The following is a 22,443-nucleotide window of genomic DNA, read 5'->3' as shown; positions in this document are numbered from 1 at the left end:
AGTTGGGATTGTAGCTTTCTGGCGCGCGTGGTCAAAGTCACAAATCCGCGTTCACACAAAACGCGCCATAATATTTTTCGGAGGAAGACCAAATGAGCGACGTCATCACCAAAGCGGTAGAGGCTCTGAATGAAAAAATGGGCGGTGGTTTCGACGCCGGCGTGGCGAAATTCGTCATCGAAGGCGAAGGCGCGATTGTCGTCGACGCCGAGGGCGCGCGCGCCTCTGACGATGTGGCCGACGTGACCCTGACCGCCAATCTTGAAACCTTTCAAGGTATGATCGAGGGCGACGTGAACCCGACCGCCGCATTTATGCAGGGCAAATTGTCCGTCGATGGCGACATGGGGCTGGCGATGCAACTCGGCTCCGTTCTGTCGTAAGCGCTATGACGGAAATCGCCCCCTATTTCGCAGATCTGGCCGAAGGACCTGAGGGTGGATCGGCCTATTGGCTGACCACATTGGATGGGGTGCGTATTCGCGCGGCGCTTTGGCCCTATCAGGGGGATGGGACGTGCAAAGGCACGGTGTTCATCCTGCCGGGGCGGACCGAGTGCATCGAAAAATATGGGCGCGGTGCGGCGGATTTGGCCGCCCGCGGCTTTGCCTCTTTGGCGATTGATTGGCGCGGTCAGGGCATTGCCGACCGGCTTTTGGCGGATCGCAACATCGGCCATGTCGGCACCTTCCCGGATTATCAAAAAGACCTCGACGCGGTGATCACCTTGGCAGAGGCAAAAGCCATGCCAAAACCGTGGTTTATCCTCGGCCATTCGATGGGCGGGGCGATTGGCTTGCGCGCGCTGGTGGAGGGCAAGCCTTTTCTGGCCGCCGGATTCTCCGCGCCGATGTGGGGGATTGGCCTGACCCCGATCCAAAAGGCCATGCTGCGCTTTCTCTCGCCGGTGATACATGCGCTTGGCCTGCAAAACCGCCGTGCACCGGGCACGCAAGCCCAGACCTATATGCTCTGGCACCCGTTTGAGGACAATCTTTTGACCTCCGACGCCGAGACGTACCGCTATATGACCGACCAAATCATCGCCCAGCCCGATCTGGGCCTTGGCGGGCCCTCGACCCATTGGGTGAGCGAAGCGATTGCGGAAAACGATTGGGCCCGCGAGCAACCGCTGCCGGATGTGCCTGTGCTGTGTTTCTTGGGCACGGATGAGAAAATCGTCAACACCGCTGCGGTCAAAGACCTGGTTGCGCGCTGGCCGTCCTGTGAGTTGGTGCCGGTGCCCCATGGCCGCCACGAGATTCCAATGGAGACCCCGGCGTCGCGCGCCCTGTTTTATGACCGTCTGGCCGCGATTTTTGCCGCTCAAAGCGCCTGATCCTTTGCATCGCGGCGCAGGAATGCCTATCTCTGTGTCACAGATACAAAACGGAGAGACGCAATGCGGTTCACGCAGCCCCAATTCGCCCAAAACATGGTTTTCGACGCCAATGCCACCGGAGGTGACGCGGCCTTTGGAGACTTGCCGGAATGGGACCTGACCGACCTCTACCCCGCCCCCGACGCCCCCGAGGTCAAGCGCGATCTCGATTGGATCGAAGAGGCCTGCCTGTCCTTTGCCCGCGATTATGAGGCAAACTGGCCGGTCTCGACGGTGCGGGCATGTATGAGTGCATCCTGCGCAATGAACGGATTTCACAGGTCGCGGGGCGTTTGGGATCGTTCGCCGGGCTTTTGTATTACCAAAACACCGTCGACAGTGAGCGCGCGACGTTCTTTTCCGACATTCAGGACAAGTTGACGACCTACACCGCGCCAATGGTGTTTTTCTCGCTTGAAGTGAACCGCATCCCGGATGAGACGATTGAGGCGATGCTGACCCATGAGGGCCTGTCGCGCTATCGCCCGATCTTTGAGCGGATGCGCAAAATGCGCCCGCACCAGCTTTCCGATGAGTTGGAGCGCTATGAGCACGATATGTCGATTGTCGGTGCCTCCGCGTGGAACAAACTGTTTGACGAAACCATCGCCGATCTGAAATTTACCGTGGAGGGCAAGGAGCTTGGGCTTGAGGCCACATCAACCCTGATGATGGATCAAAACCGCGACAAACGTGAGGCGGCAGCCCGCGAAATGGCCCGTGTCTTGGGCCAGAACATCAAGATTTTATCTCGTGTTCACAATACCTTGGCCAAAATGGGCGAGGTCGAGGATCGCTGGCGCAGGATGCCGACGCCGCAAACCGGACGGCACCTGTCCAACGATGTCGAACCCGAGGTCGTGCAAGCGCTGCGTGACGCCGTGGTCGCCGCCTATCCGAAACTGTCGCACCGCTATTATGAACTCAAACGCGGTTGGTTGGGCTATGACAAATTGCAGGTCTGGGACCGCAACGCGCCGCTACCGATGGAAGAAACCCGCGTGGTCGATTGGGACACCGCACGCGCTATGGTGATGGACGCCTATGCCGGGTTTGATCCCAAAATGGCCGAGATCGCCAAGCCGTTTTTTGAGCGCGGCTGGATTGATGCGGGTGTGAAACCGGGCAAGGCACCGGGCGCTTTTGCCCATCCGACCGTCACCGATGCGCATCCCTATGTGATGCTCAATTACCTTGGAAAACAACGCGATGTCATGACATTGGCGCATGAATTGGGCCACGGCGTGCATCAGGTTCTGGCCGCCGAACAAGGCGAGCTTTTGGCCGACACGCCGCTGACACTGGCGGAAACTGCCTCGGTCTTTGGTGAAATGTTGACCTTTCAAAAACTGTTGGCCGACACCACCAACCCGGCACAACGCAAGGTGCTTTTGGCCGGAAAAGTCGAGGACATGATCAACACGGTCGTGCGCCAAATCGCCTTTTACGATTTCGAATGCAAACTCCACGAGGCGCGCAAAGGCGGCGAATTGACCCCGGAGGCGATTGGCCAACTTTGGATGTCGGTGCAGGGTGAATCCTTGGGCCCGGCGTTTGACTTCATGGACGGGTACGACACCTTCTGGGCCTATGTGCCACATTTCGTTCACTCGCCATTCTACGTCTACGCCTATGCCTTCGGTGACGGCTTGGTCAACGCGCTCTACGCCGCCTATCAAGAATCCCCCGAGGGCTTTCAGGACAAGTATTTCGACATGCTCAAAGCGGGCGGATCGAAGCACCATTCCGAGCTGTTGAAACCCTTTGGTCTTGACGCCTCTGATCCCAAATTCTGGGACAAGGGCCTGTCGATGATCTCAGGCTTTATTGATGAATTGGAAGCGATGGAGTAACCGCCGCCACTCCACGAAAAAGCCCCCGGCCAGATGGCGCGGGGGCTTTTTTATGTTTGATCTCAAGAGGTTTAAGTCAATCCAACTCGGACCAAGGCCACGGTTTTTCCTCGGAATCGGCGGTGATGTAGCGCGTCGCTTTGGCAAACCAGATGCCAACATCGGTGCCAAATCCGGCGATGCGCGCGTTTGGTTTTTTACCCGTGGTTAAAAGCACAATCGCCTGAAGCACCGCCAAGAAGCCGATGATGGTCGAAGCAAAGCTCATCATCATCCAGATCAGCACTGAAAACAGAATGCGCGCGCCGATGTTTTCCTGGACCTCTTCCAACCGTTTGGGCGCGGACGAGGACATGTTGGGCATGACGTGATCAAATTCATGCGGGTCGGCCATGGGTGATTCCTTTATGTTTCACCGGACAGTTTACAGGGTTTGGCCGAAGACAAAAATCGCTTCGCACCAGCACGGGACAAACAGTCTATAAAAGAGGCACAAACTGACGCGAGGTTTCGCTTGGCCCTGCCCCCTGCCCAGCCCTAGGCTCGCGCAAACGGGAGGATTTCAAATGATCAAGTGGATTGGACGTGGGATTGGGCTTTTACTCATCGCGGCGGCGATTGTATTTTTCGGGGTGCTCCCCGGCATCGTTGAAAAGGGTCAAAACCCGGTAGTGGCCCATACCCCCTACGCGATTTCACCCAAGGCACAGGCCCTGCATGACAGTCTGATCATCGGTGATTTGCACACCGACAGCCTGATGTGGAACCGCAATCTATTGAAGCGCGGCGATCGCGGTCAGGTCGATTTTCCGCGTCTGCGTGAGGGCAATGTGGCGGTGCAGGTGCTCACCACGGTGACCAAAAGCCCGGCTGGGCAGAATTATGACCACAATTCAACGGATGCGCGCGACAACATCACCTTGCTCGCTATGGCCGAGATGTGGCCAATCAAAAGCTGGTTCGACCTGACCGAACGCGGGCTTTACATGGCCGGCAGGTTGGAGGCTACGCCGAACAAGCCCCTGATCAGGTCCATATGATCCTGACCAAAGAGGATTTGGACGCCGTTCTGGAGGCTCGCACGGGCGGCTCCAAGGTGGTTGGCACCCTGCTTGGCTCCGAAGGCGGGCATGTGCTTGAGGGCGAGATCGAAAATCTGGATCGGATCTATGACGCCGGATTTCGCCTGATGGGTCTGACGCATTTCTTTGACAACGCGCTGGGTGGCTCGCTGCATGGCGAGGGCAACGCCGGGCTGACCCCGTTTGGCCGCGAGGTGGTGTCGCAGATGATGGACAAGCATATGATCATTGATCTCGCCCACGCCTCGCCCCAAATGGCACAGGATGTTTTGGCGATGGTCGCGGATCAAAACATCCCCGTGATTGTATCGCATTCCGGCATCCATTCCCATTGCGCGGTCAAACGCAATTTCGAGGACGATCTGATGCGCGCCATTGCGGCGACGGGCGGGGTGATTGGCATTGGCTATTGGGAGGATGTGACCTGTGACGCCACGCCCCAAGGCATCGCGCGGGCGATCAAAGCCGGGATTGGCGTGGTGGGGATTGATCACATCGCGCTGGGATCGGATTTTGACGGTGCGGTGGAGACCCAATTTGACGTCTCAGAATTGGCCGCGGTGACGCAGGCGCTGATGAATGAGGGCTTGAGTGATGCAGACATCGCGGCGGTCATGGGCGGCAATATGATGCGGGTGCTCGGGCAGGTTTTGCCGCAGTAAGCCGCGCCAAAGCGACAACACCCCAAAACAAACACGGGCGCCAAACGGGCGCCCATCACATATATACCTCCCCAAATCCTCCCTGATATCGCACGAAGGGCATCCCACGCGGATCATCCTCTCCTGATCGCAGCCCGGTTTCCCTCCAGAATCCCGGACCGCCTCACATATCGGGCGGATCGCCTGTGTCGTCTTTGCCAGAACCTCGGGACAGTCTCATGTCACCCTCCTTTCCTTGCCTTTCCAACATCTTAACTATAGCGCGAGTCGCCTCGCTTAGCCTTGATCCGCATCAAATACCGCATCAATCACCGCTTGCGTGCCGCGCGCATTCTCCAAACTCCAAGGGTAGTCCGCCCCATCGCGCGCAGAGTGCACAAAATTCTCAACCTGAACGACATACTGCCGCACGGTCGGGAAAGTCTCGATCCGGGTGACGCCATTGGCGGCCCGAATCTGCACCTCTGCACTGCCATAGGTGCCGGCATTAAACGGCGTTTTGACGGTGATCACGCCTCTGCGACCATGAAACCGGGCCTCTTGGAACGGCGACATTCGCATGGAGACATAGGCGCTATAGTCAAAGCCCGCAAAGCGCGCGGTGAAGGCGGAGGTCACATCGACACCGTTCTCATAGGTGATGTTGGCGGAGGTGATCGCCTCTGGCTCCTGGCCCGTGGCAAAGCGCACCGATCCGATCGCATAAACGCCAATGTCGCCCATCGCGCCACCGCCTGTACCGGGCTTGTTGCGGATGTTGTCGAGGTCCGGATTGTCAAAGGAAAACGCCACATCGACACGGATCAAATCGCCGATCTCGCCCGCTGCCAACATCTCTTTCACCCGCGCCCATTGCGGGTGATGGACGATCATGAACGCCTCCGCCGCCAGCAACCCGGTTTCATCGCGTTTGGCGATCAGCGCGTCGATCTCGGCGGCTTTCATCGCAATCGGCTTTTCACAAAGTACATGTTTGCCCGCCGCAAGCGCCTTGAGGCTCCATTCGACATGCATGTGGTTGGGCAGAGGAATGTAGACCGCGTCGATTTCGTCAGAGGCGAGCATGGCATCGTAGTCAGTGAAGACCTTAAGCCCCGGACAAAACGCCTGAAACGGCGCGGCTTTGGCCATGGAGGAGGTGGCAAGGGCTGTGAATTCCGCGCCCTCAGCCTCATGAATCGCCCGCGCCATGTGGTTGAGCGCAAATTGCGCCCCGCCCAAAACGCCAAACCGGATTGGATTGCTCATGTCTCTCTCCCTTATGCGATGTTAGCGCGATCATGACGCAAACCAACGCAAAGAAAAAGGGGCGGCCTTGGCCACCCCTTTTCATCTCTTCAATTGTGACCCTGCGCGAGGATCAGGCGTCTTCGCTGACCCCGGTTTCCATACCTGCCTTAGTCGCCAACTCGCGCATCCGGTTTTGCAGCTTTTCAAAGGCGCGCACTTCGATTTGACGAATGCGTTCGCGCGACACGTCATAGCGGCCCGACAGTTCCTCAAGCGTCACCGGCTGATCCTCAAGGCGGCGTTGCATCAGGATGTCTTTTTCGCGCTCATTGAGCACATCCATCGCCTGAACCAAGAGCGCACGACGGCTTTCCAACTCGTCCCGTGCCTCATAATCGGCGGCGGTGTTGGCGTTTTCATCCTCAAGCCAGTCCTGCCATTGCCCCGACCCTTCGTCGTCACTGCCGACCGTGGCATTGAGCGAGGCGTCGCCCCCGGACATCCGGCGGTTCATCGAAATCACCTCGTCCTCGGTCACGCCCAGATCGGTGGCGATGCGTTTGACGTTATCAGGATGCAAATCGCCCTCTTCCAAGGCCCCGATGCGGGCTTTGGCTTTGCGCAGGTTAAAGAACAGTTTCTTTTGACCCGAGGTGGTGCCGAGTTTAACCAAGGACCACGAGCGCAGGATATATTCCTGAATGCTGGCGCGAATCCACCACATCGCATAGGTCGCGAGACGAAAGCCCTTTTCGGGATCAAAGCGTTTGACCGCCTGCATCAAACCGACATTGGCCTCGGAGATCACTTCGGCCTGCGGCAGACCGTAGCCGCGATAGCCCATGGCGATTTTTGCCGCCAAGCGCAGGTGCGAAGTCACAAGTTTATGCGCCGCCGAGCTGTCTTCATGATCGACCCAGCGTTTGGCCAACATATATTCCTGCTCTGGCTCCAGCATCGGAAATTTGCGAATTTCCTGCAAGTAGCGGTTCAGGCCCTGTTCCGGGCTTGGGGCTGGCAAATTGGTATAGCTGCTCATCGTTCACATTCTCCCGCGTCATCTGCGCCTTATGTAACAACCTTTAACATGGGGCGCGCCATGTTACAACACTTAACATCAAACACCGTATCCTGACTTAGGATCGCACCACGCGCCCTTCAAGGGCGGCACCTTATGGCTGCACATGATGGCAGCAATGACGTCCTACATTCAGAATTCTAACGAAGGGTGAAACAAATTCTGCCGTGACACCACGGTATTTCATCCCTCTCACGGCAATGTGCCGTCTGTTACACCGTTATATATTGCACCAAAGAGTCGAACAATGCGCGAATTCGTGCAGAAGTGCGCAGCTCCCTATGCGCCACCGCCCAGAGATCATAGTGAATCGGCGGATAGGACCCGACCCGCACCAGATCGCCCATCTGCGTAGCGACCCGCTCCGGCAATATTCCAACCCCAAACCCCGCACACAGCATATCCGCCACCACGAGATGCGAATTTGACAGGCGCATGAACTGGCGCTCCGCCACCTCAAGCCCGAGCGTTGAGAGTGCCGCACGCAGGCGCGGGCCGCTGTCATAGCCGATGAAATCCGCCCGTGAGAGGTCCGCATGGGCGGGGTCCGGCCCCAGCGTGGCGGCATAGTCTTTGGCGGCATAGAGATACACCGCCTCAGAGCGCAGTTTGCGCGCGATGAGGTCAGGTTGGGTCGGGCGAAAGGACCGGATCGCCACATCGGCTTCGCGACGACGCAGGTCGGAGGCCTCGTTTGAAACCAGCACCTCGATTTGCAACCCGGGCGCTGAGCGGCGCAAAGCGCTGAGCACGGGCGCAAGGTAGTAGGCCGCGACGATTTCCGACACGGACAAGGTCACACTGCCCTCAAGCGTTGTGGCCTGCCCCGAGGCCACCCGTGCCGCCTGGGTCGCCGCTGCGCCCATGGCGCGGATATGGGGCAACAAGTCCAGCCCCGCCGGGGTCAGGCTCAATCCGCGCGGGACGCGGTCAAACAGCGTCACGCCAAGCTCCGCCTCAAATGCCGCCACCTGTCGCCCCAATGTCGGCTGGCTCATGTTGAGCGCCCGCGCGGCGGCGGAGAAGGACCCGGTTTCCGCCGTGACCAAAAAGGCGCGCGCATGGGTCCAGTCAAAGCGGGCGGCGCGAAAGTCGGTGAGGGGAGCGTTTGGCTTATCCATGCAAATATGAATATCATAATGGCAAATCTAGGCAATATGACACATATGAACGCATAGATATGAGAGGGCATCACATGTTGTTCCCGAAGGAGTCCCCGATGTTGACGCCCTCCCCTGCACTCTTCACCCGACTGCGCCGAGCCGGGATGGCCTATTGGGTCATCATCCTCGCCGGACTGAGTTCCGAAATGATGTTTCGCGCCACGGCCCTGTCCGCCACATCACTCTCACAGACGGTCTCGGCCTTGCGGATCAGTGCGCTTTTGGACAGCGTGATGATTGGCGCGGACATCTATGTCGCGTTGACGTTTTACGCAGTGTTTCGCGCGGTTGATCCGCAAAAAGCGCTGTTTGCCATGGTGTTTCGGCTGACACAGGGGGCGGTGATTGCCGGATCTTTGATGTTGCAACTGGCCGCTCTTCACGCCCCGGATCAGGCCGCTTGGCTCATGGCGGCACAGGCCGATGGCTATGATCTTGGCTTGCTGTTCTTTGCGCTCAACACGGCACTGATGGCGCAGCTTTTGTGCCACTCCGGTCTGCTGTCGCCTATGACCAAGCGGGTCTTGCCCCCTTTGCTCATGGCCTCGGCGCTGATCTATGGAATCAACAGCACGCTGGCACTTTTGGGCTCAAACTTTGCCGAAACCCTTGCGCCCAGCTATGCCATTCCCCTGGTGTCTGAGAGTTTTTTCGCCCTCTGGCTGCTGTTCTCACGCCACAGCCAAGCCGTCGTTTCACCGCATTAGAGGTGATCCAAAAGCCCCTGCATATCCTCGGGCAGAGGCGCCTCAAACAGCATGTCCTCGCCCGTCACAGGATGCACAAAGCCCAGCACGGCCGCATGAAGCGCCTGACGCGGAAAGGCCGCGACGGCATCGCGCGCCACCTCTGAGAGGGCTTTGTGATTGAGCTTGCGCCGCCCGCCATAGGTTTGATCGCCAACCAGACCATGCCCGGCATGGGCCATATGCACACGAATTTGGTGGGTGCGCCCGGTTTCCAACCAGCATTCCACAAGGCAAAGCTGCACAGGCGTGCCATAGGTCTCAACCACCCGCGCGCGGGTGATGGCGTGACGGCCCTCGCTAAACGACACCGCTTGTTTTTGCCGATCGGCCTTGTGACGGCCCAGCATGGTGGTGATGCGCATCACATTGGAGCCTTCAAAGCTCACGCCTTTGACGCCGCGCAGACGCGGGTCCATGATGTCGGGCATGCCATACACCAGCGCATAATATTTGCGCTCGACCGTGTGTTTTTCGAATTGTTTGGCAAGGCTTGATGCGCCTTGTCCGATTTGGCAACGACCAAAAGCCCCGATGTGTCTTTGTCGATCCGGTGCACGATGCCGGGGCGCTTTTCACCACCAATACCCGACAGGTTGTCACCGAAATGATACATCAACGCATTGACCAAGGTGCCCGACGGCGAGCCCGGCGCGGGATGCACCACCATGCCGACGGGTTTGTTGATCACGATCAGATCGTCATCCTCATAGATCACCTCCAAAGGGATGTCTTCGGCGACGATCTCGACGTCGGCAGCCTGTTCCACAGTGATCTCAACCCGATCCCCCGCCGCGATTTTACCGGTCTGGTCCGTCGCCACCACGCCATTGACGGTGATCGCCCCCTCGGCCAGCAATTTTGCCAGGCGCGAGCGCGACAGCGTGGCTTCTTCTGGCACATCGCGGGCAATCGCCTTATCAAGGCGTTTGGGCGGGTTGTCCGCAATGACGAAAGCAACGGTGGTAACAGACATGAGTGATCCGATTGAGTTGGACCCAAAAGACATGGCGGGATTGACGCTGTTGCGTCGGCTGGTCACCGGGCTTTTGGTCGTGATGATTTGCGGGTTTCTAGTCCTGATTGGGCTGCTTGTCACCCGTTTCCCTGACATGAAGGGGTCAAGCGCGGCGGCGGTGTCTTTTGACTTGCCAGAGACGATCACTTTGCCCGAGGGCGTGAGTCCCACCGCCTTCACCCGTGGGGACGACTGGGTGGCGATTGTCACCGATGATGCGATCTTGATTTACAGCGCTGAAACCGGCGCGCTGCGCCAGACAGTGTCGCTGAAATAACGCCGAATAGCACGACAGCCCTGATGCGTCACATAAAACGGATGGGTAAAAGTGGTACCACCACCCCGGCTCGAACGGGGGACCTCCTGATCCACAATCAGGCGCTCTAACCTACTGAGCTATGGCGGCACTGGCGGGGGATTTACCTGTCCCTCCATCTGAATGCAAGGGCAGTTTACGAAAATATCTGTGCAAATCAATGTGGCGTGTGAGCAAAAGCGTAGCGCAGGTCACCCACAAGGGCGCGGCCTTGCGGCCTCTTGTCATCCAAGGCCCAAAGTCGTACTCCCTTTTGGGTCGAAAAGGAGCCAAGCGCATGGGCATCAACTCGGAACAAGATATCGAAGCAAACCTGCAAATCGGGCCAACCTCGCTTGGCATGGTGCGCCTGTTCATCGAGGCCAAGGGCGTTGAAATCCCGATGGATTTTGAACCAGAAGAGGCCGAAGAGATCGCCGAAGAGCTGTGCGCCGCCGCAGCCCAGGCGCGCAAGCTGGCGAAATAGGCCTCAGCCGCCAAACAGCGCTGCCACGCCCGGATCGCGGTAGCTTTGCAACCGCAGCGCAGCTTGGCGCGCGAAACTCAGGTGCAAAACCTTGCGTCGCGCTGTGGGCAGCTTGTTTTCATCCGGCATCCGAACAATCTCCGCGCCATAGCCATCCGCAAGGATCAGCCCGGTCTCCTCGGGTAAAATCTCCGTCGGAAACGCCTGATCCACCGCAAAGAAATACCGATCACACCAAGCAGATAGCCCTGCCATTTGCTGTCCGAGGTAAAATCGGCGCGGCTGGATTTGCACTCAACCACCCAGACCTCCCCCTTCGGTCCCAGCCCCATCACGTCAACGCGCAAGCCGCGTGTGGGCACCATTTCCTCAAGGCAGGTGACATCAAGCGTGCGCAAATACCGACAGACCCCGCGGGCGAGACGTTGACCGGGTTGGGTGTGAACCGGCTGGCGAGAAGAGAGGGCGGGATCATCGGCGTGCATGGCCCAAAGGTGAACAAAACATAAACAAATCGCAAGAGGAAATCGAAAGCAAAAATTCACTCTTTCCCGTTTCCGCAGTCTCCCTATTGTTCACCCATGCTTGATCCGTCCCCCTATCTCACGCTTTGGTCTTTACATGCGCCCCTCCCGCTCAAGACAGAGGGTCACGCCCATGTCTGGCGTGTGATGGACGCAAAAGGACAAGCCGCCGCGCTCAAACTGTTTCAGCCCGGCAAAGGCGACAGCGAGCGCGCGGCGGAGCAATGGGACCGCGCCTTTGGCGCCTCGGGCCTCATCGCCCGGCTGCGCAACGCCCAAGGTGACGCGCTGTTGTTCGACTGGGCCGAGGGCGCGCCTTTGGGCGATCTGTCGCGAAGCGGTCAGGATGACCGGGCCACGTCAGAGCTGGCGCGTTTGACCGCCGCTCTTCTGCGCGCCGCCCCAAAACAGGCCCAAGGCTTTGCCGCCCTACCTGACTATACCCGCGCGCTCAGGCGCTTTGCCGGCGACTCACGCCTCCGGGCCTTGGAACACGTCGCAATGATGCGCGCCAAGGCCTTGATCGAGGTTTTGCTGAGCAGCACAGAACGGGTTCAGCCGATGCATGGCGATTTACACCATGACAATGTGATTGGGACGCCCGGCCACTGGACGGTGATTGATCCCAAAGCGGTTTGTGGCGATCCACATTACGAACCCGCCAATGCCTTTCGCAATCCAAAGGGAGCAAAGGACGAAACCCTGTCCGTCGCGCGTTTCGCACGGATGGCCGAGGCCTATGCCCATGAAACCGGTCTGGATCGTCAGCGGCTTTTGGACTGGGCGGCGGTCAAATGCGCGCTCTCGATCTGCTGGACCTTGGCCGCCCCCACCGCCCAGCCGCCGCGCCTCGACCTGATCCGCCTGCCCCGCCTTCTGGGCCTGTCGCAGAGCGCCCCCTTGTCTTCGGCCCGCTGACCCACTATCTCCTGCGGTGGCGGGATCTGCTCGTTTCGTACATATGGGTGCAAGACTCCGGTGGCCTTAAGCAACCGAAAGGGGGCTGGCTCTGTCCAGACCGTGGTTTGGTTATCTGGCGCCCACCTGAATATTCAGGCTTCGGGAGCAACGCACTGCTACGGATGCTGTGGTCCCCCGCCACTTTCAAACACGAAACGCGCCCTCGATTGGGGCGCGTTTCGTTTGAGCTTTGGGTGGTTTAAGAGCGATCTGTGCTTTCGACCCGGATCGGTTCCAACACGCGCAGCGGGATGTCATCGCGTTTGCCGCCATGATCGTCGTCGTCTTTCCCGGCCATCCGCATGATCGTGATTGCGAATTGCACCCCCGAAAACACCACGCCATTGGCCAGCCATAGAATCAGCACCGCAAGCCAACCAATGTCGGAATGGGTCACAAGGTGCCACATGTTGGCGACATTGAAAGAGAGCAGCGCAGCAACGAAGGCCGCCGAGATGGCAAAGCCAATCAGCACCTGAGTGATGTAAAGTTTGATGAGCTTGGGCATGGCGACGCTCCTCTGCGAGAACACATTCACAAACTGTAGCATATTGGGATGGATTTTCCACGTTCCCTTTCGTCGCAGGCGGCGTCCCCTCCCCCCCCCCTCAACGCAACAACGCCCCGACGATTGCGGGGCGTTTGCTTCGAGAAGGTTCAAAAGGCGTCAAAACGCGCCTCACCTGTTGATGTGCTCGCCCTCAGGCCTCAAAACGCCTCGGGCCTCACTTCGCGGGCCATATGATCCAACACCGCGTTGACGAATTTCGACTCGCGCCCTTCGGGGTAAAACGCTTTCGCCACGTCGACAAATTCCACAATCACCACTTTCGGCGGCGTCAGCCCGGACAAAAGCTCCGCCCCCGCCGCCCGGAAAATCGCCCGCAGCGTCGAATCGATCCGTGCAATCGGCCATTTCGCCACCAAAGCACGGTCGGTCATTTGGTCGATCTTGGCCTGTTCATTGACCGCCACTTCGGTGATCTCATGGAACAGATCGCTGTCGCCGTCGATGAATTCGCCCTCTTCCTCGGTCACCAGACCAAAGAAGAAATCGTAAAACTGGCGGCGGACCTTATCGACCGTCATGTCAGAGGCTTCCATCTGAAACAGCGCCTGCACAGCGTAAAGCCGCGCGGCAGATTTCTTTTCGCGCTTTGAGGGCGGTTTCAGATGGTCGGTGTTGTCAGAGGTCATGCGTTTTTCGGTCCTGTGGATTCACTCGCCTGAGTGTCTTGGGCGAGACGGATCGCGTCGGAATGAAATCCCACGCCCTTGCTCGGATTTGCCCATTTGCGCGAAAGCGCGATGAGATGCAAGGCCGCAGCCGCCGCTCCACCGCCTTTATTTTGTCCCTTGGCCTCGGCGCGCACCACAGCTTGGTCGCGATTTTCGACCGTCAGGATGCCATTGCCGATGCACAGCCCTTGCAACCCCATCAGTTGCAAAGCCCGTGAGCTGTCGTTGCAGACCGTGTCATAATGGGTGGTCTCGCCGCGGATCACACAGCCCAGCGCGACATAGCCGTCAAAGTTCGACATCTTGTCCGCAATGGAGATCGCGGTCGGCACTTCCAAAGCGCCGGGCACCTCGACCAGATCCCAGGTGCCGCCGACCTCTTCGGTCACGGCCTTGGCGCCTGCGACCAATTCGTCGGCAATGTCTTTGTAATAAGGCGCGACCACGATCAAAAGTTTGACCGGCTTGTCGAATGTCGGCAGATCGAGGATGTGGTGCTGTTCATTCGCGGCCATGTCTTAGCCCTCCTGAGAAATCTTGCGGGTGCCGGTGATGGTCAGGCCAAAGGCCTCAAGCCCCGGCACTTTCGGCTGTGGGTTGTCAGTGACAAGGATCAGGTCATGCAGGCCAAGGGCGGCCAGAATCTGTGCGCCGATGCCATACTGACGCAGGGTGTGCGGCGAGGCTTCATCTTCGAGAACCTTCATCGTCAGGTCTCGCAGCAAGACCACGACGCCCCGGCCCTCGGCCGCGATCACATCCATCGCGCCTTCGATTTCGCGCGAGGTTTTGCCAATGCCCAATACGTCTTCAAGCGGGTTGAGCGCGTGCATCCGGGTCAGAACCGGCGCGGGCGTGGTGATATCACCCTTGGTCAAAACGATATGTTCCGCGCCTTGCAGCACGTCGGAATAGATCGTCATGTCCCATGTACCGCCAAATTCCGACACCACTTCGCGGTGGGCGGTTTTGGTCACAAGGTTGTCGTGACGGCGGCGATAGGCGATCAGATCGGAGATGGTGCCGATTTTCAGCCCGTGCTTCTGGGCAAATCCAACGAGATCCGGCAGACGCGACATGGTGCCGTCTTCGTTCATGATCTCACAGATCACCGAGCTGGGCTGAAGCCCTGCCAGACGCGCCACATCGACACCGGCTTCGGTGTGACCGGCGCGGACCAGAACGCCGCCATCACGCGCACGCAGCGGGAAAATATGGCCCGGCGTGGCAATATCCGTAGCCGTTTTCGACGGGTCAATCGCCACGGCCACTGTGCGGGCGCGATCATGGGCGGAAATCCCGGTGGACACGCCCTCTTTCGCCTCGATCGAAATGGTAAATGCGGTTTCGTGGCGCGAGGAGTTGTGCGACGCCATCATCGGCAGGCCCAGCGCGTCAATCCGTTCCCCGGTCAGCGTCACACAGATCAGACCGCGCCCGTGGGTGGCCATGAAATTGATCGCCTCAGGCGTGGCCATTTGCGATGGGATCACCAGATCGCCTTCGTTCTCGCGATCTTCGTGATCAATCAGGATGAACATCCGCCCGTTGCGGGCATCCTCGATGATTTCCTCAATCGGGGAAATCGCGGTGTCATAGCTGTCAGTCTCTGTGATGTCGGACATGGTCTCGGGCGGCCTCTTGATCCTTAGGGTGCCTCTCCGTACAGCGTCATGATCGCAAATGCCAGTCAAACGCGCAGGGCAAAGGCAATGATGCGCGCACAATTGCGCTGCATTTTCGCAATTCTCCAAGCCCCGTCAGGTCAGTCCGTGAAAAACACGGGCGCCGGGATAAGTCCCGCCAATTTCCCGGCTGCAACCCATTCCGCCTCAAACGGCGCATCATGGATCAGCAAAACAGAATCGCGCGGCAGCTTTGTCCCCTCAAACAAGGCATTCAACGCCGCCCGCTGCGCGCCCCATCCGGTAAGGGGCGCAGGCGCGCGCCCTGCGCGATCAATTCCCGCCAGTGCGGCAATCGTTTCGGGTTTCAAGGGCCGGTGAACCGCCGCGATCCGCGTGGCTTTGATCTGTGCCAGCGTGTCGGAATAGCGCGCAGGCAAAGCGTCCCCGACCCGGATCAGCCGCAGCGCGTTCGACGAGAACAGAAACCCCAAAACATCGCGCCCGGTGCTGGCCCGGATCGAGGCGTAAGACCGATACGGCAAGCCCAGCTCTGCGGCCCGACGCACCCGCATCCGGATCACTTCGATCGGCAATGTCTCTCCCAACAAGCCCTTGCGCGCTTTGCTCCAAGCCACGGTGCGAAACCTCACGCCGCGATCAAAGGCCGGGCCGTTGTTGTGCCCGATGCCGCTCATGCCTGCCACTCCTGAAGCCGCGCGACATAGCGCGCCAATGTGTCGATCTCCAAATTCACCCGATCACCGACCTTGGCCGCGCCCCATGTGGTCACCTCCTGGGTGTGCGGGATCACATTGATGCCAAAGCTGCAGCCCGCCACCTCATTGACCGTCAAAGACGTGCCATTGAGCGCCACCGAGCCTTTGGGCGCGATGAATTTGGCCAGAGCTTCGGGGGCCTCAAAGCTGATCCGCGTGCTCTCGCCCTCGTCCACCATCGCCGTGATCACCGCCACGCCATCAACGTGCCCCGACACAATGTGTCCGCCCAATTCGTCGCCCAGCTTCAAGGCGCGTTCAAGATTGACCGGCTTGCCCACCGCCCAGGCACCGATGTTGGTCTTTGACACCGATTCCGCGCTGATCTGCACGTCGAACCAGTTTTGCGGCGACACGCCAAGCGCCACCACCGTCAAACACACCCCATCACAGGCAATGGATGCGCCGATCTCGATCCCATCGACGTCATAGCGACAGCCGATCCGCGCCCGCAAATCGCCACGCTGCTCCAATTCAAGCACTGTTCCGACGTCGGTGATGATCCCTGTAAACATGCCGCCTCCACGCGTTGATCGTTGGGTTGCGTTAGGGGTAACGCCCCGCTTGCCCCCCTGCAAGCACCCGCATGACGGGCGCAGAGGGTTTGTTCATCTTTTTGCGCCAAACTGACCCCTGCTCTTTCTCACCAGCGATCTGGCCACGCGCTGCGCCCTTCAGGTCACAAATCCGCCTAATTCTTAATCTAATCGTCAAAATAACAAAGACATTGCCCCTCATATGCCTCAAGAAAGCAACATGCGGATCACACCAAACAGCAAAACCGGCCCCAAACGGGTGTTCCTGATGCTTCAGGGACCACATGGGCCGTTTTTCTGGTCGCTTGGACGGATGTTGCGCGCGGCGGGGGCGACAGTGTGGCGGGTGGCTTTAACGCCGGCGATCGCGCCTTTTGGTTTTCGACCAAAACCTTCCTGCCCTATTCTGGCCTCGCCGATGATTGGCCCGATCACTTTGCTCAAATCGTTGCCGATAAAAACGTCACCGACATCGTGCTTTATGGCGACACCCGACCCGTTCATGCCCTGGCGATTGAACGCGCCCGGGCGCTGGGTCTGACCATCCATGTGTTTGAAGAGGGCTATATCCGCCCCTATTGGGTCACCTATGAACGCGGTGGGTCCAATGGCAACTCTTCGCTGATGACCCTCACTGTTGCGGATATGCGCAAGGCGCTCGACACGATTGACCATGACAACATCGAACCGCCTGCGCATTGGGGCGACATGCGCCAACATATCTTTTATGGCGCGCTCTATCATTGGTTCGTGATGTTTCGAAACTCCGCCTTCCGGCATTATCGCGGCCATCGCGAATTGCCGGTCACGCGGGAGTTTTTACTCTATTTCAAACGCTTGATCATGATGCCGCAACATTACATGTCACGCGCATGGCACACGCGGCGACTGCTGACGGGTGGCTTTCCATTTCACATCGCACTGCTGCAACTCGAACATGACACAAGTTTTCAGATCCATTCGCCCTATGCGACCATGCCCGAATTCATTGCTGATGTAATCGCGGGCTTTGCCTCCGGTGCCCCCCCCCACCACCATCTGGTGTTCAAGGCCCATCCTTTGGAAAACGACCGTCGCAACCTCACCCATGAGGTCCGTCGCATCGCTGCCGAATTCGGTGTTGCGGACCGTGTTCATTATGTGCGCGGCGGCAAACTTCAGCGGTTGCTGCACACCGCCCGCTCTGCCGTCACGGTCAATTCCACGGCGGGGCAACAGGTGCTGTCCCTCGGCCTGCCGCTCAAAGTGTTCGGGCGGGCAGTCTATGACAAGCCGGAATTCGTCTCCCACCAGACTCTGGAGGCGTTTTTCACCCACCCGGAGCGGCCCGACACCCGCGCCTATCGCGACTACCGACAATTCCTTTTGGAAACCTCGCAAATTCCGGGCGGCTTTTATTCCGCCCGTGGTCGCAGACAGCTTTTGCGCCTTGTAGTAGATCTGATGTTGGCGAAAGAGGCCCCGGATGAGGCGCTGTTACATGGCACGGCGCATCCTCGCCAACCTCTGCGCATCGTCACCTGATACGGGAACATCAACGGAGACAGCGCGCGCGTTCGGCTCAGATCGGATCGCACTTGGGTTTCGCAGTAGCGACCACATCAAAAACACCGCCTAGCCCCTCTATATCATGAGACAATTTTTCAATCCGACACATCCCCTGCCACTGCAGAGGCCTCCCTGCAACACACTGCCAAAGTCGACGAACCACACCACCGCCAAGCTGGATTTTTGACTCGCTATTCGTTAGCCTTCTGATTAAACCCAATAAAAATCGGGGCAGAGGAGATTTATTAGTGACATTTTTGACATCGCGGACCACTCGCGCGGTTGCGCTTGTGGCCGTGCTCGCCAGCCTCACGGCCTGTGGTCTGCCAAGATCCGGTCCGAACAAACGCGAAGTCTTCGCAGGGTCTATCCTTAATGAGGGCGATGCCTTTGTCGTCACCGTCAACGACCGTGTGAACGCCGCCAGCGCCCTCAACAATGAGCTTGGATTTTCCTCCACCTTCTTGAACGCGGGCGAGATCGGGTCCGACACGATCGCCCCCGGCGATGTCTTGTCCTTGCGCATTTGGGAAAACGTCGATGACGGTCTTTTGGCTGGCGCAGGCGCCAATGCCACCGTGCTCTCCGAGGTCCAGGTGGACGGCGGCGGCTTTATTTTCGTGCCCTATGCGGGTCGGATCAAAGCTGCGGGCAATAGCCCCGAAGCCATTCGCCGCATCATCACCGAAAAACTCGACACACAGACACCGGACCCGCAGGTTATGGTCACCCGTGCTGCGGGCGATGGCGCGACCGTCACCATCACCGGCAAGATCAACGGCCAAGGCGTCTATCCGATCGAGCGTCCAACCCGTCGTTTGACCGCCATGCTGGCCCGTGCGGGAGGCGTGGGCGTTGAACCCGAAGTGGCACAGATCAAAGTCATCCGTGGTTCGCGTGTTGGGACGATTTGGTTCCAGGACCTCTATCAAAACCCCAAATTCGATATTCCGCTGCGCGATGGCGACCGCATCCTTGTCGAGGCCGACCCACGCTCCTTCACCGCGCTTGGTGCGACAGGTGCGCAACGCGTTGTGCCGTTCGAATCGCGCAATCTGTCCGCGCTTGAAGCCATTGCGCAGGTCGGCGGTCTGCAAACCAATGCCGCCGATCCAACCGGCGTCTTTGTCTATCGCAACGAGTCTGAAGAGATTTCCAAACTGGTGTTGGGCCGCGACGACCTCGTCGGTCCGCAGCGCCTGATCTATGTGCTGGATCTGACCCAACCGAACGGGTTGTTCTTGGCCCGCGATTTCCTGATCCGCGACGAGGACACCGTCTATGTGACCGAAGCTCCATTCGTCCAGTGGCAGAAATCAATTTCGGCAATCACCGGTACGGCTGCCTCGGCCAACACGCTGAGTTCTGCCGTCGGCCAATAACCTTATGGTCGCTCACGACCCTGACAGGACGGCCGCCCCTGCTAAAGTGCAGGGGCGGCTTTTTTCTGCCCAGCCTCTGCTCATGGAGCTGTTACAGGATGCCGGATTGCCCGCTCCCGTGGCAAACATCGGCATGGAACTCTCCACGGTCTTGCGTGACGCGCCCTTGGATGACGCCGCGCTTTTGAACCGGGCGCGCGATGCGATGGATTGGCTGGTCAAACTTGAATTGTGCAAATTCCCGGTCGCTCAAGAGAAAGTATCACATCCGAATGCACCATATGTGCTGGTTATAGATCAGGCCGACCCAGTCCTCGCTAGGGCCGATTTTCAGGAAATGTTGGTGTTTGCCCAGACCGAACATTTGAACAGCCACGTTGTGATCTTGCCTTGCGAAAATGGCGTGGCGCAGCCCGACATGGCAAGTGAGCGGATCACCCTTGCCGATCCCAAAAGCAACCCTTGGGTGCTTTTCGCCTCCGCCACCGCCGTTTACACCCACAGTTCCGGCCTTGGCTTTGACGCCATTTTCGCTGGTCACCGCCCGCGCGTCTTTGGCCAGCCGTGGTATGGCGGCCTTGATCTCACCCATGATGAGGCTCCCGATCCGCATCAACATCGCCGCCTCACCCGCGCCCAAGCCTTTGCCGCCGCGATGTTGATCACTCCAAACTGGCAAAATCGCCATGGCACACCTTGTGCTTTTGAGGACATCCTCGCCCATCTCGAAGCCACAGGGCGCGCCCGTCGCGAGGATGCCAACGGCTATGTCGCCAGTCATATTTTACGCTGGAAACGTCCGTTTCTGCGTCAATATTTCGGCTCAAACGGCGTCCATTTCACCGATGAGCCAGAACGCATCGCCGCCCATCTCGCCCAAGGCCGAAAACATCTGGCTTGGGGCGCTGATCCCAAAGCGGCACTACGGCTGGAGGACGGGTTCCTCCGCTCACGTGGTCTTGGTGCGGCTCTCGTGCGGCCCGTGTCGTTGATTTTGGATGATCAAGGTCTGTACTTTGACCCCACACGCCCCTCGCGTCTCGAAACTCTGATCTCTGCGCGCACCACTCTTTCTACCAGTGCGGCGCATCGCATTGAACGGTTTCTCACCCGGCTCAAAGCGCTGAATCTCAGTAAATACAACGTCGGCACGGGGGCCCCGCCCTGCCCGAAGGTCACCGCATTCTCGTCGCCGGGCAGGTCGAAGATGATGCCTCCGTCAGCCTTGGCGCGGGCGAGATTTGCACCAACCGCGCCCTGCTTTTGGCGGCGCGCACGGCGCATCCGAGCGCTGTGATCGTCTACAAACCGCACCCCGATGTCGAGGCGGGCCTACGGCGCGGCAAAGTGGCGGATGCCGATGCAATCGCCGATGTGGTGGCGCAGTCTGCCGATCCCTTATCGCTGATTGAGGCCTGTGATGAGATCTGGACCATGACTTCGTTGATCGGGTTTGAGGCGCTGTTACGCGGTACTCCTGTGACCTGCACCGGCGCGCCGTTTTATGCTGGATGGGGTCTAACGCGTGACCTTGGCAACACGCCCGCTCGACGCGCCGCGCGCCCGTCGCTCAACGCCCTCGCCCATGCGGTTCTGATTGACTATCCGCGTTACTTTGATCCCAAAACCGGGGCGGCCATTGCACCGGAAGAGGCCTTGGAGTTTTTGGCAAAAGCGCCCCAAGGCCGCAGCCGTTTGGTGCAAGCCATGCTGGCCAAGCTGCGCCAATTGCGCGCCGCGACCCTTGGCTTTAATCGGTAGGTTGCGCGCGTTTCCAATGACTTAACGCATCTGGACCGATCTGCTCAACGCGCTGCAATGCGTAGCGTGGTGCCTGTCGCAATCGGTCAATCCCAAGCGCACCTAGCCCCGGCATCCCTTCCGCGCCAATCGCAAGCCCAGCGGTAAACAGTGCCACATGATCGGGCAAATGCGCGCCCATCAACGAGGCCGCCAATGCCCCGCCGCCTTCGCAAAACACCCGCGTTAAACCGCGCGCGCCAAGCGCCTCAAGGCTCGCTTTGGGATCGAGCTGACCATAGACCACGGGGGCCTCGATCAGCTCCGCGCCGAGCCCGGCCCAGACAGATTTCAGCTCGGGTGAGACATCGGGGCCATGGACGATCCAAACCGGCACCTCCTGCGCCGTGCGCGCCAGTTGCCCGCTCAAAGGCAGGTCAAGACGACGCGACATCACCACGCGCACAGGTTGATGCGACACGCCAAGACCACGCACCGTCAGGCTTGGATCATCGGCGCGCGCCGTGCCCGCGCCGACCAAAACCGCATCATGAGTGGCGCGCATCGCATGGACACGCCGCCGCGCCAAGGGGCCGGTGATCCATTGGCTTTCACCCGTCGCCGTCGCAATCCGACCGTCCCACGAGAGTGCAAGTTTCAGTGTCACCATCGGACGGCCTAAAATCACCTTGGACAGGAAACCTTCTTGCGCCGCGCGGGCTTCCGCTTCGCAGACACCCGTGGTTAATTTTATCCCCGCATTTTGCAAAAGCGCAAAGCCGCGCCCATTCACCCGTGGGTCCGGGTCGCCCAAGGCCACGACCACGTGGGTGATGCCCGCCGCAATCAGAGCCTCAGCACAGGGCGGGGTTTTGCCATGGTGAGAACAGGGCTCAAGCGTGACATAGGCCGTGGCCCCACGCGCCGCATCGCCCGCTTGCGCCAAAGCCATAGCTTCGGCGTGGGGACGACCGCCGGGCTGGGTCCATCCCCGCCCAACAACGCGTCCTTCACGTATAATCACACAGCCAACAGCCGGGTTTGGCCAAGTGCGGCCAAGCCCGCGCGCCGCCAGAGAGAGCGCGTGCCGCATGGGGCCGACATCGGGCATAGGG

The 22,443-nt window shown here is 59.2% G+C and carries 22 protein-coding genes, 1 tRNA gene and 4 pseudogenes; 13 read left to right on the top strand and 14 right to left on the bottom strand.

Annotated elements, in window-relative coordinates; all coding sequences use genetic code 11:
* Nucleotides 1–92: 92 nt before the first annotated feature.
* From C8029_RS01365 to C8029_RS01355, 3 genes and pseudogenes are all read left to right on the top strand, one after another.
* Nucleotides 93–383, top strand: a complete 291-nt coding sequence (locus tag C8029_RS01365) for an SCP2 sterol-binding domain-containing protein (RefSeq protein WP_009572712.1) — start codon at nt 93–95, stop codon at nt 381–383.
* Nucleotides 384–388: 5 nt separating this feature from the next.
* On the top strand, nt 389–1,339 hold the full coding sequence (locus C8029_RS01360) for an alpha/beta fold hydrolase (protein WP_009572713.1): 951 nt from the start codon (nt 389–391) through the stop codon (nt 1,337–1,339).
* A gap of 63 nt (nt 1,340–1,402) precedes the next feature.
* Nucleotides 1,403–3,234 (top strand): annotated as a pseudogene (locus tag C8029_RS01355) (M3 family oligoendopeptidase).
* Between the two features lie 76 nt (nt 3,235–3,310).
* Here C8029_RS01355 and C8029_RS01350 read toward each other — a convergent pair.
* Nucleotides 3,311–3,628 (bottom strand): DUF4389 domain-containing protein, encoded by a 318-nt coding sequence (locus C8029_RS01350; protein ID WP_152002084.1) that lies wholly within the window; start codon nt 3,626–3,628, stop codon nt 3,311–3,313.
* Between the two features lie 172 nt (nt 3,629–3,800).
* On the opposite strand from C8029_RS01350, the gene C8029_RS22885 reads away from it, so the two are divergent.
* A complete protein-coding gene (locus tag C8029_RS22885; protein ID WP_353617579.1) occupies nt 3,801–4,274 on the top strand; it encodes a hypothetical protein in 474 nt (157 codons plus the stop codon).
* A complete protein-coding gene (locus C8029_RS22880; protein WP_353617578.1) occupies nt 4,271–4,978 on the top strand; it encodes a dipeptidase in 708 nt (235 codons plus the stop codon). The genes C8029_RS22885 and C8029_RS22880 overlap by 4 nt, the downstream gene beginning before the upstream one ends.
* Before the next feature lie 276 nt (nt 4,979–5,254).
* Here C8029_RS22880 and C8029_RS01340 read toward each other — a convergent pair whose 3' ends face one another.
* The 3 genes from C8029_RS01340 to C8029_RS01330 form a co-directional block, all read right to left on the bottom strand.
* Entirely contained in the window at nt 5,255–6,226 is a 972-nt protein-coding gene (locus C8029_RS01340; protein WP_152002083.1) for a Gfo/Idh/MocA family protein, read from the bottom strand.
* Nucleotides 6,227–6,338: 112 nt separating this feature from the next.
* Nucleotides 6,339–7,247 (bottom strand): RNA polymerase sigma factor RpoH, encoded by a 909-nt coding sequence (rpoH, locus tag C8029_RS01335; protein ID WP_009572718.1) that lies wholly within the window; start codon nt 7,245–7,247, stop codon nt 6,339–6,341.
* Nucleotides 7,248–7,498: 251 nt separating this feature from the next.
* Nucleotides 7,499–8,407 (bottom strand): LysR family transcriptional regulator, encoded by a 909-nt coding sequence (locus C8029_RS01330; RefSeq protein WP_152002082.1) that lies wholly within the window; start codon nt 8,405–8,407, stop codon nt 7,499–7,501.
* A gap of 98 nt (nt 8,408–8,505) precedes the next feature.
* On the opposite strand from C8029_RS01330, the gene C8029_RS01325 reads away from it, so the two are divergent.
* Entirely contained in the window at nt 8,506–9,156 is a 651-nt protein-coding gene (locus C8029_RS01325; protein WP_193217564.1) for a DUF4386 domain-containing protein, read from the top strand.
* Here C8029_RS01325 and C8029_RS01320 read toward each other — a convergent pair.
* Nucleotides 9,153–10,171 (bottom strand): annotated as a pseudogene (locus C8029_RS01320) (RluA family pseudouridine synthase). The gene C8029_RS01325 and the pseudogene C8029_RS01320 overlap by 4 nt on opposite strands.
* Here C8029_RS01320 and C8029_RS01315 point away from each other — a divergent pair.
* On the top strand, nt 10,170–10,490 hold the full coding sequence (locus C8029_RS01315; RefSeq protein ID WP_152002080.1) for a DUF6476 family protein: 321 nt from the start codon (nt 10,170–10,172) through the stop codon (nt 10,488–10,490). The pseudogene C8029_RS01320 and the gene C8029_RS01315 sit on opposite strands and share 2 nt — an antisense overlap.
* A gap of 52 nt (nt 10,491–10,542) precedes the next feature.
* On the opposite strand, the gene C8029_RS01310 is transcribed toward C8029_RS01315, so the two are convergent.
* Nucleotides 10,543–10,619, bottom strand: a tRNA-His gene (locus tag C8029_RS01310).
* A gap of 187 nt (nt 10,620–10,806) precedes the next feature.
* On the opposite strand from C8029_RS01310, the gene C8029_RS01305 reads away from it, so the two are divergent.
* The gene (locus C8029_RS01305; RefSeq protein WP_009572740.1) at nt 10,807–10,995 is read left to right on the top strand and encodes a DUF6324 family protein; all 189 of its coding nucleotides are present in this window, start codon (nt 10,807–10,809) and stop codon (nt 10,993–10,995) included.
* Nucleotides 10,996–10,998: 3 nt separating this feature from the next.
* On the opposite strand, the pseudogene C8029_RS01300 reads toward C8029_RS01305, so the two are convergent.
* Nucleotides 10,999–11,480: pseudogene (locus C8029_RS01300) on the bottom strand (MmcB family DNA repair protein).
* Between the two features lie 96 nt (nt 11,481–11,576).
* Between C8029_RS01300 and C8029_RS01295 the strand changes: the two are divergent.
* Nucleotides 11,577–12,437 (top strand): aminoglycoside phosphotransferase family protein, encoded by an 861-nt coding sequence (locus C8029_RS01295; protein WP_152002079.1) that lies wholly within the window; start codon nt 11,577–11,579, stop codon nt 12,435–12,437.
* Nucleotides 12,438–12,678: 241 nt separating this feature from the next.
* On the opposite strand, the gene C8029_RS01290 is transcribed toward C8029_RS01295, so the two are convergent.
* The 6 genes from C8029_RS01290 to C8029_RS01265 all read right to left on the bottom strand — a co-directional run bounded on the left by C8029_RS01290 (nt 12,679) and on the right by C8029_RS01265 (nt 16,637).
* A complete protein-coding gene (locus tag C8029_RS01290) occupies nt 12,679–12,987 on the bottom strand; it encodes a hypothetical protein (protein WP_009572744.1) in 309 nt (102 codons plus the stop codon).
* A gap of 200 nt (nt 12,988–13,187) precedes the next feature.
* Nucleotides 13,188–13,676: a transcription antitermination factor NusB gene (nusB, locus tag C8029_RS01285; protein ID WP_009572745.1), complete on the bottom strand. Its 489-nt coding sequence runs from the start codon at nt 13,674–13,676 to the stop codon at nt 13,188–13,190.
* A complete protein-coding gene (locus tag C8029_RS01280; RefSeq protein WP_009572746.1) occupies nt 13,673–14,233 on the bottom strand; it encodes a 6,7-dimethyl-8-ribityllumazine synthase in 561 nt (186 codons plus the stop codon). Before C8029_RS01280 ends, nusB begins: the two co-directional genes overlap by 4 nt.
* 3 nt (nt 14,234–14,236) lie before the next feature.
* Nucleotides 14,237–15,343, bottom strand: coding sequence for a 3,4-dihydroxy-2-butanone-4-phosphate synthase (gene ribB, locus C8029_RS01275; RefSeq protein ID WP_009572747.1), 1,107 nt, complete (start codon nt 15,341–15,343; stop codon nt 14,237–14,239).
* 140 nt (nt 15,344–15,483) lie between these two features.
* Nucleotides 15,484–16,041 carry a hypothetical protein gene (locus tag C8029_RS01270; protein ID WP_009572748.1) on the bottom strand — a complete coding sequence of 186 codons (558 nt, stop codon included), beginning with the start codon at nt 16,039–16,041 and terminating at the stop codon, nt 15,484–15,486.
* Nucleotides 16,038–16,637 (bottom strand): riboflavin synthase, encoded by a 600-nt coding sequence (locus C8029_RS01265; protein ID WP_009572749.1) that lies wholly within the window; start codon nt 16,635–16,637, stop codon nt 16,038–16,040. Before C8029_RS01265 ends, C8029_RS01270 begins: the two co-directional genes overlap by 4 nt.
* Before the next feature lie 223 nt (nt 16,638–16,860).
* On the opposite strand from C8029_RS01265, the pseudogene C8029_RS01260 reads away from it, so the two are divergent.
* The 4 genes and pseudogenes from C8029_RS01260 (at nt 16,861) to C8029_RS01245 (ending at nt 21,349) form a co-directional block, all read left to right on the top strand.
* A pseudogene (locus tag C8029_RS01260) lies at nt 16,861–18,182 on the top strand (capsule polysaccharide biogenesis protein).
* Between the two features lie 272 nt (nt 18,183–18,454).
* On the top strand, nt 18,455–19,588 hold the full coding sequence (locus tag C8029_RS01255) for a polysaccharide biosynthesis/export family protein (RefSeq protein ID WP_009572752.1): 1,134 nt from the start codon (nt 18,455–18,457) through the stop codon (nt 19,586–19,588).
* A gap of 106 nt (nt 19,589–19,694) precedes the next feature.
* Complete coding sequence (locus C8029_RS01250) at nt 19,695–20,885, top strand: capsular polysaccharide export protein, LipB/KpsS family (protein WP_193217563.1); 1,191 nt, start codon at nt 19,695–19,697, stop codon at nt 20,883–20,885.
* A complete protein-coding gene (locus C8029_RS01245; RefSeq protein ID WP_226946212.1) occupies nt 20,771–21,349 on the top strand; it encodes a capsular polysaccharide export protein, LipB/KpsS family in 579 nt (192 codons plus the stop codon). Before C8029_RS01250 ends, C8029_RS01245 begins: the two co-directional genes overlap by 115 nt.
* On the opposite strand, the gene ribD is transcribed toward C8029_RS01245, so the two are convergent.
* Nucleotides 21,339–22,439 carry a bifunctional diaminohydroxyphosphoribosylaminopyrimidine deaminase/5-amino-6-(5-phosphoribosylamino)uracil reductase RibD gene (gene ribD, locus C8029_RS01240; protein WP_152002076.1) on the bottom strand — a complete coding sequence of 367 codons (1,101 nt, stop codon included), beginning with the start codon at nt 22,437–22,439 and terminating at the stop codon, nt 21,339–21,341. The two genes, C8029_RS01245 and ribD, sit on opposite strands and share 11 nt — an antisense overlap.
* Nucleotides 22,440–22,443: the final 4 nt, after the last annotated feature.

The sequence above is a fragment of the Roseobacter sp. TSBP12 genome (assembly GCF_009129705.1).
Classification (GTDB): domain Bacteria; phylum Pseudomonadota; class Alphaproteobacteria; order Rhodobacterales; family Rhodobacteraceae; genus Celeribacter; species Celeribacter baekdonensis_A.
The sequence above is the reverse complement of the archived record's forward strand: the minus strand, read 5'-3'. Positions and strand labels throughout refer to the sequence as shown.